This window comes from Tellurirhabdus bombi (assembly GCF_021484805.1).
GTDB classification, from domain to species: Bacteria; Bacteroidota; Bacteroidia; order Cytophagales; family Spirosomataceae; genus Tellurirhabdus; species Tellurirhabdus bombi.
Map to the genome: position 1 here is coordinate 3,772,968 of NZ_CP090557.1, position 13,220 is coordinate 3,786,187.

Consider the following 13,220-nt stretch of genomic DNA (forward strand, 5'->3'; position numbering starts at 1 on the left):
AACCCTTCGTTCTTCACTCAAAATCCAATATCAACGACCAGCAAATCCACGTTCCAGCGAGCCGTCTTTACGTTGTAGATCGTGCGGACCCCCGCTTCCAAATTGGTCCGCAAACGCAGCGGATTGAACACAAACGATACGTCCGCGCCTACGACCTGCTCGTTATTTAGTACGTTCCGAAACTGGCCATTCTGAAGCGGTAAGCGGCTTTCTCCCCGGGCTACATCCGTAAAAACCATCCCCTTAATGCGTTGAATGTAGATCCAGCGGCCAATGGCCCAATGCGGATTCAAAAGCGGGAGGCGGTATTCAGCGCTGGCCGTTTGCAGTCGGTCGTAGGCCACGTAAGGAACGCTACGCGGATAAAATACCGCTCCTGAAAAACGGTAAAGATGCTGCGGATTGGCGTCGGTCAGGCCCCATTGCTGCTGGTAGCCTCCCCGGAACCGCAGGGAGTGATGCTTGCCGATGCCGGGTAAAAACACGCTTCCGTTCACGGCCCAGTTCTGCGCCCGAAGCCCCGGCGAAAAAGGCGTGTTGCGCAAAGAGCCACTCAGAGCAAGGCCCCAGCGCGGTGCTACATCGCGCTTGCTTTGCTTCATCAGCAGATCATAGCTCGCTCCATAATTCATGTAGTGCAGCGCACTTCCGCCCACTTCGCTGTAAAATCGAACGGGTAATTCATAGCCGCGTACACCCTGGTAATTGTAATAGGCCGACAAACTCGCATTTTGCTGAAAACGGGAGCGGGTCAGGCGCAGCGGTAAACGCAGCCCAGCCGTTAGCTGCGTATAATTCCACAGATCACTTTGCAACGAATCCAGCGGCTCGCGACGGTCGGTGTAGGCCGATGTACGACGCTGACCAACCGCCAATCCAACATCAATAATTGGATACAGAGCCCGGTAACTCAAATCGGCCCGGAAGCCGTTGGTTCGTTCGTTAGCATTTCGCACATAAGCCGCCGCCAGCGAGGTAGTCCCCAACAAATCAAGCGATTGAACGCCCAGCGTCAAGGTTTGCCCATCCGAATTGGCCAGAGGCCCCCAGCTGTAAATATTGACTACATTGGCCAGTCGATTGTAGCGCTTCTTAGTGACCGCTGTTCCGGTATTTACCGTGTCAAAATCGACGATTCCGGCGTCCTGCTTAACAATAGGCCCAAAATACCGAATCGACTGGTCACGTATTTCCCGAATTGGCCGCCACTGCTTCGGCTCCAACGGCATGGAAACAACCCGGTGCCCATCGACCGAAAAATCATGAAAAGCCAGCTTAGTTCCGTCCGACGAAACAGCCGCATGGAACGCCCCCAATGGACGGGAGGTTACCTGAAACTGTTCCCCATTGCGGGTATTGACGGCGTAGATATTATCGATTCCCGAGCGCGGGGAGTTATAAAATACCCACTCCCGCCAGGGCTGCGGATGGCTTAGGTTTTCGTTTCCCTCGGGCGTTAAAAGCCGTCTTTCACTGGTTTCGGTATTGATTTCTTCCAGCGCTTTTCCCTTGGCTGCCAGTCGAACTACGACAATCGTACGGTTATCTTCTTTCCAGCGGGGATGCTGATAAAATGCATTTAGTGTGTTATTCAGCGTCCGAATTTCCTGCCCGGACGTAGCGTCCAGAACGACCAGCCGTGTCCGGCCATCTTCCTCGCTCCGAGTAGCAATGAGCTTGCTGCCATCGGGCGACAAGGAAACGGTGGTGTACCGTTGGCGGGTGGTAAGCCGGTCTACTTTTCCCGTAGCCACATCGAGCCTTTTGATGTCGGAAAAAATGCGCTGCCCCCAGCGCAGATCGGGCGTATACTCAATCCAGACGATTTTTCCATTGGCAGCCGACAATTGATCTGGATTATTGAACAAACCCTGAAAATGAAGGCGTTGCTCTGAACCATCTGGCGACAGCAATACCAGTTGCTCAATATCACCCAAGCCAGATTTAAGGGCAATTATCTTTTTACCGTCAATAAATTGCGGGTAGCGGTAATTGGTAAAGCTGCGGTTTTGATCCGTTGCGTAGGGAGTCGCTTCGGTCAGTTTTAATTCACGTTGCTGGTTTTGCCAATCTTCCGTCAGTTCATCAATGGTGCGGCGATATAAGGTTTCGACCCGGTAGCCCGTAGTTCGTTTCACCGCGTTTGAGAAAGAAAACGGATAAAAGGGAAAGTTATAGTAATAGGTCAGAATTTTGCTCCAGGCGTCGGCTCCGTGTTCGCGCTTCAGCTTGGTCGTCAGAAAATAACCCGATACATAATGGTTTGGCACATTATCGCGGTACGATCCAGCCACCGCTTTGGGGTAACTGAATCGCCGACCAGCCAGCAAATTGGCCCGGAAACCCATGTCAAATTCTGGAATACGCCCCCGCCCGCTTCGACTCAAAACGGTTTCCGCGCCCACGGCGTCGCCTTCGGCAAACCAGTCGGGCATACCAATCGAAATTCCGGCGAGCGTTGCATTTCCAAACAGGTGATACAGAACTCCGGAAATCCCCGTTAAGCCTTTTTCATACTGAACCACGTGGCGGTATTCGTGCAAAGCCAACTGATCGAGCCAATTGAGAGTACCCGATAAAAAAGGAGCCTGGGGAGGCGTGGTAAAAAACTCACTTCGCCGGGGCAAGAGCGTGACAAATCCATTGCTGACCGTTGTCTGGTTTTGCAGCAGTACGGGCAAACGGCGCGGGCGACGACCTAACGATTTACTAACTGGCTCATAAACGTGTTCGAGGCGGCTGATCGTTTGGTTAGCCGTCGAATCCATGCCCTCGGGGTAAAGCAATTTGAAATGCGGACTCCGCAGCGTATACCATTTTAAACGGGTCGGATTTTGCTCCGACTCCATCAAAAGCTGAGCTTGAACACTTAAAGCACTGACCAGCAAGGCGGCAGTCAACCAATGGCGCATACGAAGCAATGAGAATTTAAAAGTGCAGTATACAAACTTTTAGCCTTTTTAAGGACTACACATTCATTTTGCCTAACAAATAATCCTTTTTATGTACTGGCTTACAAATACCTCGTCATGTAGCCAATCAATTTTTTTACCTTGGCCGTGTAAGGTGGATAAATGAATTTCAACGTCCCAAACTGGCGACGCATCACGCCCCGGGCATTGGAGAATTCTTGGAATCCAAAAAAGCCATTTGACTTTCCGATACCGCTCCCGTTAACACCTCCAAACGGCAATTCCGGATTGGCAAAATGCATCAACACTTCATTGATTACGGTGTCCCCTGCCGTGGTGTTTTTCAGAAAATACTGAATGGTCGGCTCGTGGCGGCTGTGGATGTACAGCGCCAGTGGCTTCCCCCGCTGGCTAATGTGCTGAATCACATCTTCCTTGGTTTCGTATGGAATTACCGGCAACAACGGGCCAAAAATCTCTTCCTGCATGAGCTGCATGGAGTCGTTCACATTTTCTAGTACCGTGGGTTCCACAAAGCAATCGGCCTCGTTGGTCATTCCGCCCTGCGTAATTCGCGCTCCTTTGCTAAGCGCATCGTCCAGCAGAGCCCGAAGGCGTTGGTAGTGTCGCTGATTCACAATTCGGGCGTAGCTTTCCGACGCCTCGATGCCTTTGCCATCGGGGTTATACATTTGCTGAATGGCTTGTTGGTAAGCCTCCATAAAGGGTCCTTTTACCGACTGATGCACCAGCAGATAATCAGGAGCAATGCAGGTTTGGCCGTTATTGATGCACTTTCCCCAAGCTACCCGCTGGGCTGTTGCCCGCACATCTGCGGTCTGGTCCACGATGCAGGGCGATTTACCACCCAATTCCAGCGTCACGGAGGCCAGATGTTTTGCCGCCGCCGCCATCACCAGCTTTCCAACAGCTGTACTACCCGTGAAAAAGATGTGATTAAACGGAAGCTCCAGCAGCACCTGAGCCACTTCTGCGTCGCCTTCTACCACCGCCACCTCTTCTTTCGGGAACAAAAATTCGAGCATTTTTCGAATTTCGGCGGAGGTATGCGGCGTTAGCTCCGACGGTTTTATCACGGCTACGTTTCCGGCAGCGATTGCCGAAATCAGGGGCTTAATGGCCAGCGCAAACGGGTAGTTCCAGGGCGAGATAATCAGAACCACGCCTTTTGGCTCATAATAAATCTGACTGGATGTGCCCACAAAGCTCAGGGTGGTTGGAACCCGTTGCGGCTTCATCCATTGTTTCAGGTGTTTGATGGTGTGATTCAGTTCGCCCGTTAAGGCGCTGATTTCCCCGATCAGCACTTCGGATGCCGGTTTCTTGAAGTCAGCGTACAATGCATTTTGTATGTCATCAAGATGATTGAGGATATACGCCCGTAACTGCTTTAGCTTTTCGATCCGCTGTGCCGCTGTGGTCTGAGCTACCGAAGCAGCCTGGTCGCGTTGGGCGCTAAAAATAGCCTGAATATGAAATTTTGTCAGCTTGTCTTGGGAAAGGCTATCCATCGCAACAATACATTAGTCAATATTTTACGTCAAAAATGCAAAAATTAGCGTACTGTATGTAAAAAGGAAAGCCCGTATATTGTGAAATACGGCATTTTGCTAATATTTTTGACAAAACACCTTTGCATGAGTCTCGTCAGCAACAATATTAAATACTTACGTCGGCTAAATGGCCTCACTCAAGAGCAGTTTGCCCGTCGAATTGGCATCAAGCGTTCGTTGCTGGGTGCCTATGAAGAAGCCCGCGCCAATCCGAATCTGGACAATTTGATGTCTATTGCTCGTGCCTTTAATACCACAGTTGATTTATTGCTAAAAAACGATCTGCGGAAAATTCGGGAGACGCCTGACTTGAGCCTTCCGCTGGATCGGGGCGGCTCCGATTCCCACGGCGCAACCCCTTCTCCGCTCCTACGCGACACGGCCGATTCGGGCCCCAAACCGCTTTCTACCGTTCTGGATAAATATTATCAGGCTCCTGAACCAAATCGGGTACATGAACTTCCCAAAGAAAGCCCGCGACGGCCGGACTTGATCCCCGAGTTCGGTACATCCAGCCGGGAACCGGAAACGGTGCGTCTGGTGGCCCAACGGGTTACACCGCGCCCCGTTACTTCTGGTTCTGGTTTTACGCACCAGCCAGCAGCCTACCCGCCGCCGGCTCCACCTTCGTTCAACAATGCATTTGAAGGCTCCCAATCAACAGGCTCGCGGCAAAATAACGCGCGGTCCATGCCCGAGGAAACGTTCTCGCAAAGCCCTATTCCCTTCGTTCGGCATGCGCAGTTTGGCGAATACCTGCAACGCTATCAACACGTTGACTTCCTGAACCGGCTCCCAACGTTGCAGTTACCCTTGTTGCCTACTGGCCATTACCGAGCTTTTGAGGCGGGGGAAGAATTTGCGTTTCCGGGGGCTTTGCTGATTGGGCAATTTGTCCGAAACTGGTATGAGATTATTGACGGAAAAATGTACATCCTGCTCGTTCAGCATCAGGGCATTATCTGTCGCCGCCTGTTTAATCAAGTGAAGGCGAAAGGAACCTTGTTGCTCACTGCCGACCAACCTGCTATTCCCAGCCGGGAAGTTTCCATTCGGGATGTTCAGGAAGTGTGGGAGGTGAAAGCTTTTGTTAGTCAGCAACTTCCCGAACCAGCTCCCCCGCTCGACCGACTCCGAAGCTTGGTCGATGAATTGCATTTTGAACTCGAACGAATCAAAAAATAACCTTTGGTAGCCATGATCGATGAAAAAGAAATACCCCCCGACTACGACCCCCAGGGCGATATTTCCTATTGGCGTGGCTTATTCAGTACTTATAAAAAATCACTCGGTGCCCGCGCTATCAAGAAGCGCCTGGCCGAACGGGACGATTTTTTCCGGACACGTTCCGGGCAAAACGACATTCAGCGGGTTTTGCTCGACCGGGGTACACTGGACAGCACCCGCCGCGTGGTGCTGACGCTTCATGCGCTCAAACTGGATTTGGATACAGAACCGGCACTAGGTCCCCGGCTGATTCAACCCCCACCTACCGATGTCATCCGTCTGGGCGAACGTGCCCCGGAGTCTGAAGAAGCATCCACTGACATCACGCTTGAAACGCTGCACGAAACGCTGGCGGTGGTTCAGTTAAAGCAGCTACTGATGGAGCAGGACCTGGAAAAGATCCAGCAATACCTGCGCCTCATTCTGGAAAAGCTGAATCAGAAATAGCAATTCTAGGCCGTCGTCAGTTGGCGTAAAACCTTGCTTAGTTTAGTCACGGCATCGTCATCGTCGATAGGTACGACTGCTTTACCCAGCTCGAACCACTGCTCTTCGCCTAAATTCAGGTATTGTCCTTCCCGGCGTGAAGGCTTGGGGACTGCTTCCTCGTATAAATACTGAACAGCGTAAACCTTCTCCATGAGCGGCGTTAAATCCGTCCAAGGCAACGACCGGCTCCGATTCTTACCATCCTGAACCACTTTTACCGTTATTTCCCGGCGGGCAAATGAAGCCACAAGATTCAGTTCAGCAGTTCCTTCCCGACGAATATCAACGCAAATGAGCTCGAAAGGCCGCTCTTTACCCGATGTTTCATAAATGGCCTGAATTAGTTCCTGCGCCAGATAGGCCCACTCTTCCAGATGCGTTGGTTCGCCGGTTTTCTCGCCTTTATCGGTTTTGAGAATTAATTGAAGATAAGGCTCATCTTCGTCCAACTCTTCTTCACTAAACGTCTGAAGATCTGTTTTATCGACCAGCTTCGACACGGTTTTCAGCCATACTGACGGCAATTTACCTGCCCAACTGAAGTTATCGTCAGCGGTAAATCCTTCGGCAATGATTTCGTCCTCATCCAGATCCTCCCGATCAGTGTACGTGATGGAAAAGTCAGCAGAAAGCTCTTCTCCCGGCGCTGGATTCAGCGTCAATGTATAGAAATGCGCAAAAGGAGGTGGCAATACCTGCGCCGTCTGGTAACGAATTTGTAGCGATTTAAACGTATGTCCTGCCATAAATTGAGATTGCAAACTGCAAAGTTACGCCTCTTCCTGCTCCTTTTGCGATAGGATGCGCAGGATTTCTTTTTTATCTATTTTTCCGGTGGGCGTTTCAGCAAAAACCGGAACCGCCAGCACTGCTTTAGGCACAAAATAAGCGCCTAACTCCGATCGGGTTTGCTCCTGGATAACACGGATTGCTTCTTCGGCCAACGGGGGGCCTTCTGTAACCAGTACCACGCGCTGTCCTAACCGCTCATCCGGTAGCCCCGCAATAAACAACCGACGGGAATCACCCGAGCGCGTCAATGCGTCAGCCACAACGCGTTCAATCAGTTCGGGCTGTATTTTCACGCCACCGCTGTTGATAATTGAATCAGCGCGGCCAATGAGACGGAAAGCGGTAAAACGATCTTCTTTCTGTTCCAGCAACTCCACAACATCGTTGGTTTGTTGGCGCTGAAAATTGGTTGCGGCGGCGGTTATATGCAGGCAAGATCGCTCGTCTACGCCTACCTCCACCCCATTCAAAACTGAAAAAACGTCGCTGGCTTCGGGGCCATTGACCCGCCGAATGGCAATGTGCGATACCGTTTCGGTCATTCCGTAAGTACTGTAAACGGGTACTTTAAGCGTTTGTAGCTGCTCCGCCAAACTGGGACTCACGGCAGCGCCACCCACCAGGATTGCTTTCATCCGGTCCAGAATGGGCCTTGATTCCGGGGATTGAGTCAATATGGTTTGCAATTGAAGGGGGACAAAAGCGGCAAAATCAAAAACAGGGTTCTGGAGCCCTTCCAATGGCTGGGCAACGGGTTCCACCACAGTCAACCGAAGTCCAAGTTCCATGCCCCGAACCAGCATCATGATCCCGGCAATGTACTGAACATTCAGACAGACCAACGCCTCGTCACCGGCCTGCAATCCAAAGGTGAGTCCTGTCAACTGTGCACTCGCCCGCATCTGCTGTCTATTTAGCGAGATAGGCTTTGGGGTGCCGGTGGATCCAGAAGTTTTTAGCACAAATGACTCTTGTCCCGCTACCCAGGACTGGCAAAAAGCTAACGCCTGTTGCTCATATTCTGTTTTTGCCGGAGGCCATTTTGCTGGCTGTTGGCAGTCCAGTATCAGTCTATTAGGCTCTATTTGATCCGCCATAATGCTTTTCCAATAGGTTTTATCCTGCTATTAATTTTGATTGGGTATCCTTTCCAATGCGTTTAAAAGCTACTTTTGGATGGATTTTTGTTATAATAAACACTAACCCCACCGGGGACGTTTTTAGATTATGGAAGAGGAACCGTTTGAAAATCCGATCTCTCCCGATAAAGTGACCGACCGGCCGGGTTTGCTTGAGTACGCACATTCAGCAGGGAGCGCAATCATTCGTCCGGAAGATAAAGGCAAGATTAAAGGTCGGGCTGTGACCGCCATGCGTGAGCAAACGGATTTGCAATTAGCGCAGCTTCACCGCCAGATGCAATTGCTGGCCGAACAGGCCGGCCTAATTCGGAACCGCGTTGAAGTTTCGGAGCGCATCTATTCGGCCCAGATGAATTTTGAACCAATTATTAACCATACGTATTTTCTATACGAAAAGAAAAATGGCACTGATGTCTTATCCATGATCGGCCCACTCGAATGGGGACGCACGTTTCCGTATCACCGCTGTGTGGCGACGGTAAGGATGCTGGCTGATCATACGTGGGACGTTACTTATCACCAATCTGATTTTACTGAAGAATAAAACCATGCAAAGTAAATACCCTTGGGAAACCATTAAGGAGTACCGCGAGATTTTATTTCAATACTACGACGGAATTGCCAAGATCAGCATCAACCGTCCGCATAAACACAATGCTTTTACACCGCTGACGGTCAAAGAGATGAGCGAAGCCATGGAGCTGGCGCGTCAGGATGAGCGTGTAGGCGTTGTGATTTTAACGGGCGAAGGTGGCGAGGCTTTTTGCAGTGGCGGCGACCAGTCGGTGCGGGGCCACGGTGGCTACGTCGGTGAAGACCAGGTTCCGCGCTTAAACGTCCTGGATTTGCAAATGCAGATTCGGCGGATTCCGAAGCCGGTGGTAGCCATGGTTGCTGGCTGGGCCATTGGGGGCGGTCATGTTCTGCACGTTATTTGTGACATCTCGATTGCCGCTGAAAATGCGCGTTTTGGTCAGACTGGCCCGAAAGTAGGCAGCTTCGACGGCGGCTTTGGCGCTTCGTATCTGGCCCGGGTGGTTGGTCAGAAAAAAGCCCGCGAGATCTGGTTTTTGTGCGATCAATACAACGCCCAGGAAGCGCTGGATATGGGCTTGGTTAACAAAGTCGTGCCGCTTGACCAACTGGAAGATACGACCATCGAATGGTGCCAGAAGATGCTGGAGAAAAGCCCGATTGCGCTGCGAATGTTAAAAGCAGCCTTCAATGCAGAACTAGATGGACAGGCTGGTATTCAGCAACTTGCCGGTGATGCCACCCTGCTTTATTACTTATCTGAAGAAGCCAAAGAAGGGAAAAATGCCTTTCTGGAAAAACGCAAACCCGATTTTAGCAAGTTTCCAAAATTCCCTTAATTGGTCGGTTTAATTAAAAAAATGCATAAACAGAGAGGTTTGGCGTTATAACTGCCGGAATGCACTCAATACTGCCAAACCTCTCGCTAAGTTTCGTATAAATAAGTCATAAAATAAGTATAAATTAGATAGGCTTACTGGTTACGGGCTTGTCCTTGTTGCAGTACTAAAACAGAGTCAGATTAGCGAGAATTTTGACAGCTGGCAAAGAACACTTAGTAAAATAGAAAAGAAGAACAGAGAAGGAAGGATTGATTAAATCTATTTGCTGAACGTTTACTTACATGTCTAGATTAACGCGTCTTCTGACCGTTTTCCTGCTACTGCTTGCCGCTTCAGCACAGGCGCGGCATATCCATGGCGGAGATATCTCGATGAAAGCGCTGAGCCGACCCGGCCAATTCCGAATTGAGCTCAACCAGTTTTTGAACGGCGCCGTCTACTCCGCCGATTCGATTGATGTTAACATTAGCCTTCAGGTTTTTAGCAAAAAAAATCACCGTCGTATTGAAGTCATCACCCTCAACCGGCTGGATTATACGCCTTTGGTTTACGGCAACGAAGCCTGCTCCAAGCTTCGGCAATTGAACATCATTCGATATCGCTACGGAACGGATCATCAATTCAATATCAGCAACTATGCCGAACCGGAGGGCTATTACATATCCTGGACGCGCTGTTGCCGCGATAACGATATTTCCAACCTGGCGGGAGCTGGTCAGGCGGGTATGGTCTTTTACCTTGAGTTTCCGGCCATGACGCAGAATGGGGCTTTTTTCAAAAATTCATCCCCCGAGTTTTCCCAGCCAAACGGTGCTTATATCTGCATCAATGACGCATTTAGCATGAACTTTCAGGCCACGGACGCCGACGGCGACCAGCTTCGTTATTCGTTGGTTGAGCCCTGGTCTACCCGCAATCCTGAGGCAACCACCCGTAACCCAGCGGCTCCGGCTTACCTTCCAGTCACTTTTGCCAAAGGCATTGGCGTCTCAAACATGATTCCCGGACCTTCGCCGCTGAGAGTAGATGGCAGTACCGGACGGATCAGCGTTCGGGCATCCGACATTGGGCTTTATGTCTTTACAGTTCAAGTGGATGAATACCGAAATGGGGTCCGGATTGGCTCGATTCGCCGGGACTTTCAATTACCCGTTGTCGATTGCTCCCAGAATACGCCCCCGCCTGCCATCATCACTCAGGATGCAAAACCCGTTCGGCAGGTCAACTGGTGCAGCAGTAGCCCTTTGACGTTAGCCGTTGAAAACCGCCCGGAATGGGCTTTCCAATGGCAGTTAAACGGCACCAATATAGCGGGTGAAAACCGGGCCATTCTGGTTGTTAAAGAATCGGGCACTTATACAGTTATTAAAAGTTTTTCGGGCCAATGCGCGGGCGATACAATCTCCGAAGAGGTTAAGGTGCAACTGGAAGCAGGTCCTAAAGTAACCATTACAGCCTCCCGCGCGTTTCCGGTATGCGACGGAGACACGCTTACGCTGACCGCTTCTACGGGCACTTCCAACGCTATTCAGGGATATAGCTGGCTGTTAAATGGGCAAGTGATTGCTGGAGAAACAAAACCGCAGGTCAAAATTAACCAATCGGGTCTTTACACCGCCCAGATTCAAAGCTCAACGGCCAGTTGCACGTCTAGCGACACGTTACGCGTTCGTACCGTATCGCCTCCTAGCATTCGCATACAGGCTTCCTCCCCGCAGTTTTGTGAAGGCGATTCGGTGCGGCTATCAACCGCTTTAGGCGCTAATTTTAAATACAACTGGTCGGTTAACGAGACACCTTTTCCGGTTTCTCTTTCCGCTAACCAGATTTCCGTGAAGCAAGGAGGCACTTACTTTGTGCGGGTAACTACGCCAGAAGGTTGTTCGGTTTCGGCTACTGCCAGTCTTACGCAACTCAGTAAGCCGCAGGTTCAGCTTGATTCCATATTGACCTTGTGTGCCTCTTCCACGGAACTCGTTGCCTTGCAGGGCTGGCCGTTAGGCGGACGCTTCCGAGGCACAGGGGTTCAAGGAACCAACTTTAACCCTACGGTGGCCGGTACAGGTCGTCACGAGATTTTTTATTCTTATACGGGAAGCAACGGCTGTCGCAGCGAAGTTTCGCGTTGGGCTATCGTATCTCCAGCGCTGGAACTTAACGCGCAGCCCTCTTACGTCGTTATGAAAGGCGAAAAGGTGCGCCTGGAAGCTAACGTAAACGTTTCGCAGGCTGATTATATCTGGTCGCCACCAACAGACCTGAGCGATCCGCGCAGCGCAACTCCCATCGCATCGCCCGCTACTTCAACGTCTTACAAAGTGGTAGCAACGTCGTCGGGCAGTTGCACAGCTACCGCCACTGTACAAGTCGAAGTAGTGGATCGTTTATTCATTCCCGAAGCGTTTTCACCCAATGGCGACGGTATCAACGACACGTGGGAAATTCGCAACATAAGCAGCTATGCAGATTGCGAAATAGCCATCCTGAACCGCTGGGGTGAAGTAATTTATTTTTCCAAAGGCTATAGTAATCCGTGGGATGGTATTTCTCAAGGCTCACAAGCCACACCGGGCGTTTACCAATACCACATCAAAACGGGCTTTAAAGGCATGGATTACAAAGGCCAACTGGTTATTTTGAAGTAATTAACGCATGGCCCGCAGCACCTGCGGCTGGTTGGTTTGGCTTAAGCGAGCTACCCGGATACCCGATAGTCGCTTGTTCCATAAAACGTAGCTGGTTAGTGGTTGCTCAGTAATCATCACTTCGCCGTATTCGGAAGAAGCATGGAGTAAATAGACGTGCCGTTCTCCCTTGGCATCGGTTTGCCAGATCGCAAAACCAACGTGTTTCATGTCCAGACCGGGGCGAGCCGCTGTCAGCATGATGATGTCACCATCCTGAAGATTGGCTTCGATGGCTTTAATTTTTGCTTTGGGAATAAACCAGAAAGGTTGTTTACTAATATCTTGTTGAACCTGATCAATTTGTTTGTAAACCTCCGGGTCACTGAGCTGCGGGTACTTCCACGTACTGGATGTCATATACGTGATTGGCTTTGACACCTTGATCCCTCCTATCTTTTGCGTAACATCCTGAATCAATCCTTTCTTCTCATTATTTTTCAGCCAGTCCGAAAAGTAATGCAGCCGACTGGCGTATCCATTGACTACTCCATCCCGATAGCGAAGTTGCGTTAGCTGGTCACGAAAAAGAAACGCCTGGCTTTCTGAAGTGACTTGTTCAGCTGGTTTTTGGGCAGTGAGCGCCAGGGCAAGTACCGTTTCCACGTACGTTGTGCAATCAAATTGCTGAAAATCAACGAGCAATTGTTCGGCATTCCCCTGATCGAGTGTATGGGCCACGTATGGTTTCCCCAAAAAAGACTTTCCAATTGACAAGGTCGTTTCGGCCGCCGTTCGTCCCGTTGTGAAGGCCACTTGCCGAATATCCGAAGTTGCGTATTGAGCCAATGACGGTGACGCAGCAACAGCGAGTGTTACGAGAGCAGCAAAAACTTTGTTCATACAGACGGTGGTTAAGAAAGCTGACGGCGGAATTTATTACTCTTTCAAGCATGAAATCAATAAATTCAACGTCTACTCAGCCACGAAATTAAACGTTCTTTCTTTTCTTTCCTTGTCTTACGGCTGAATTTATCCTTTCCTGTAATTGGCCCGACTCGTCTTATTCGTAAACGCACAAAAA

General features: G+C 50.4%; 10 protein-coding genes. 5 read left to right on the forward strand and 5 right to left on the reverse strand.

The window, feature by feature from the left end:
* Positions 1-17 precede the first annotated feature (17 nt).
* Both L0Y31_RS15985 and L0Y31_RS15990 read right to left on the reverse strand, forming a co-directional pair.
* Positions 18-2,912: a TolB-like translocation protein gene (locus L0Y31_RS15985; RefSeq protein ID WP_234734084.1), complete on the reverse strand. Its 2,895-nt coding sequence runs from the start codon at positions 2,910-2,912 to the stop codon at positions 18-20.
* Positions 2,913-3,013: 101 nt separating this feature from the next.
* Positions 3,014-4,444: an aldehyde dehydrogenase family protein gene (locus L0Y31_RS15990; RefSeq protein WP_234734085.1), complete on the reverse strand. Its 1,431-nt coding sequence runs from the start codon at positions 4,442-4,444 to the stop codon at positions 3,014-3,016.
* Positions 4,445-4,570: 126 nt separating this feature from the next.
* Here L0Y31_RS15990 and L0Y31_RS15995 point away from each other — a divergent pair, with 126 nt between their 5' ends.
* The gene (locus L0Y31_RS15995) at positions 4,571-5,671 is read left to right on the forward strand and encodes a helix-turn-helix transcriptional regulator (RefSeq protein WP_234734086.1); all 1,101 of its coding nucleotides are present in this window, start codon (positions 4,571-4,573) and stop codon (positions 5,669-5,671) included.
* 12 nt (positions 5,672-5,683) lie between these two features.
* Complete coding sequence (locus tag L0Y31_RS16000; RefSeq protein WP_234734087.1) at positions 5,684-6,160, forward strand: hypothetical protein; 477 nt, start codon at positions 5,684-5,686, stop codon at positions 6,158-6,160.
* 5 nt (positions 6,161-6,165) lie between these two features.
* Here the strand turns inward: L0Y31_RS16000 and L0Y31_RS16005 are convergent, their stop codons facing one another.
* Both L0Y31_RS16005 and L0Y31_RS16010 read right to left on the reverse strand, forming a co-directional pair.
* On the reverse strand, positions 6,166-6,948 hold the full coding sequence (locus L0Y31_RS16005) for a hypothetical protein (protein WP_234734088.1): 783 nt from the start codon (positions 6,946-6,948) through the stop codon (positions 6,166-6,168).
* 24 nt (positions 6,949-6,972) lie between these two features.
* A complete protein-coding gene (locus L0Y31_RS16010) occupies positions 6,973-8,091 on the reverse strand; it encodes an AMP-binding protein (RefSeq protein WP_234734089.1) in 1,119 nt (372 codons plus the stop codon).
* A gap of 130 nt (positions 8,092-8,221) precedes the next feature.
* Between L0Y31_RS16010 and L0Y31_RS16015 the strand changes: the two genes are divergently transcribed.
* The 3 genes from L0Y31_RS16015 to L0Y31_RS16025 all read left to right on the forward strand — a co-directional run bounded on the left by L0Y31_RS16015 (position 8,222) and on the right by L0Y31_RS16025 (position 12,157).
* Positions 8,222-8,680, forward strand: a complete 459-nt coding sequence (locus L0Y31_RS16015) for a DUF2452 domain-containing protein (RefSeq protein WP_234734090.1) — start codon at positions 8,222-8,224, stop codon at positions 8,678-8,680.
* 4 nt (positions 8,681-8,684) lie between these two features.
* Entirely contained in the window at positions 8,685-9,509 is an 825-nt protein-coding gene (menB, locus tag L0Y31_RS16020; RefSeq protein ID WP_234734091.1) for a 1,4-dihydroxy-2-naphthoyl-CoA synthase, read from the forward strand.
* 284 nt (positions 9,510-9,793) lie between these two features.
* Positions 9,794-12,157: a gliding motility-associated C-terminal domain-containing protein gene (locus L0Y31_RS16025; protein ID WP_234734092.1), complete on the forward strand. Its 2,364-nt coding sequence runs from the start codon at positions 9,794-9,796 to the stop codon at positions 12,155-12,157.
* On the opposite strand, the gene L0Y31_RS16030 is transcribed toward L0Y31_RS16025, so the two are convergent.
* Positions 12,158-13,039: an N-acetylmuramoyl-L-alanine amidase-like domain-containing protein gene (locus tag L0Y31_RS16030; RefSeq protein ID WP_234734093.1), complete on the reverse strand. Its 882-nt coding sequence runs from the start codon at positions 13,037-13,039 to the stop codon at positions 12,158-12,160.
* Between the last annotated feature and the right edge of the window lie 181 nt (positions 13,040-13,220).

What these genes read in the sequence shown, in the direction of transcription:
- L0Y31_RS15990 (WP_234734085.1), bottom strand. Translation starts at nt 4,444, where the DNA reads ATGGATAGCCTTTCCCAAGACAAGCTGACAAAATTTCATATTCAGGCT.
- L0Y31_RS16005 (WP_234734088.1), bottom strand. Translation starts at nt 6,948, where the DNA reads ATGGCAGGACATACGTTTAAATCGCTACAAATTCGTTACCAGACGGCG.
- L0Y31_RS16030 (WP_234734093.1), bottom strand. Translation starts at nt 13,039, where the DNA reads ATGAACAAAGTTTTTGCTGCTCTCGTAACACTCGCTGTTGCTGCGTCA.
- L0Y31_RS16000 (WP_234734087.1), top strand. Translation starts at nt 5,684, where the DNA reads ATGATCGATGAAAAAGAAATACCCCCCGACTACGACCCCCAGGGCGAT.
- L0Y31_RS15985 (WP_234734084.1), bottom strand. Translation starts at nt 2,912, where the DNA reads ATGCGCCATTGGTTGACTGCCGCCTTGCTGGTCAGTGCTTTAAGTGTT.
- L0Y31_RS16025 (WP_234734092.1), top strand. Translation starts at nt 9,794, where the DNA reads ATGTCTAGATTAACGCGTCTTCTGACCGTTTTCCTGCTACTGCTTGCC.
- L0Y31_RS15995 (WP_234734086.1), top strand. Translation starts at nt 4,571, where the DNA reads ATGAGTCTCGTCAGCAACAATATTAAATACTTACGTCGGCTAAATGGC.
- menB (WP_234734091.1), top strand. Translation starts at nt 8,685, where the DNA reads ATGCAAAGTAAATACCCTTGGGAAACCATTAAGGAGTACCGCGAGATT.
- L0Y31_RS16015 (WP_234734090.1), top strand. Translation starts at nt 8,222, where the DNA reads ATGGAAGAGGAACCGTTTGAAAATCCGATCTCTCCCGATAAAGTGACC.
- L0Y31_RS16010 (WP_234734089.1), bottom strand. Translation starts at nt 8,091, where the DNA reads ATGGCGGATCAAATAGAGCCTAATAGACTGATACTGGACTGCCAACAG.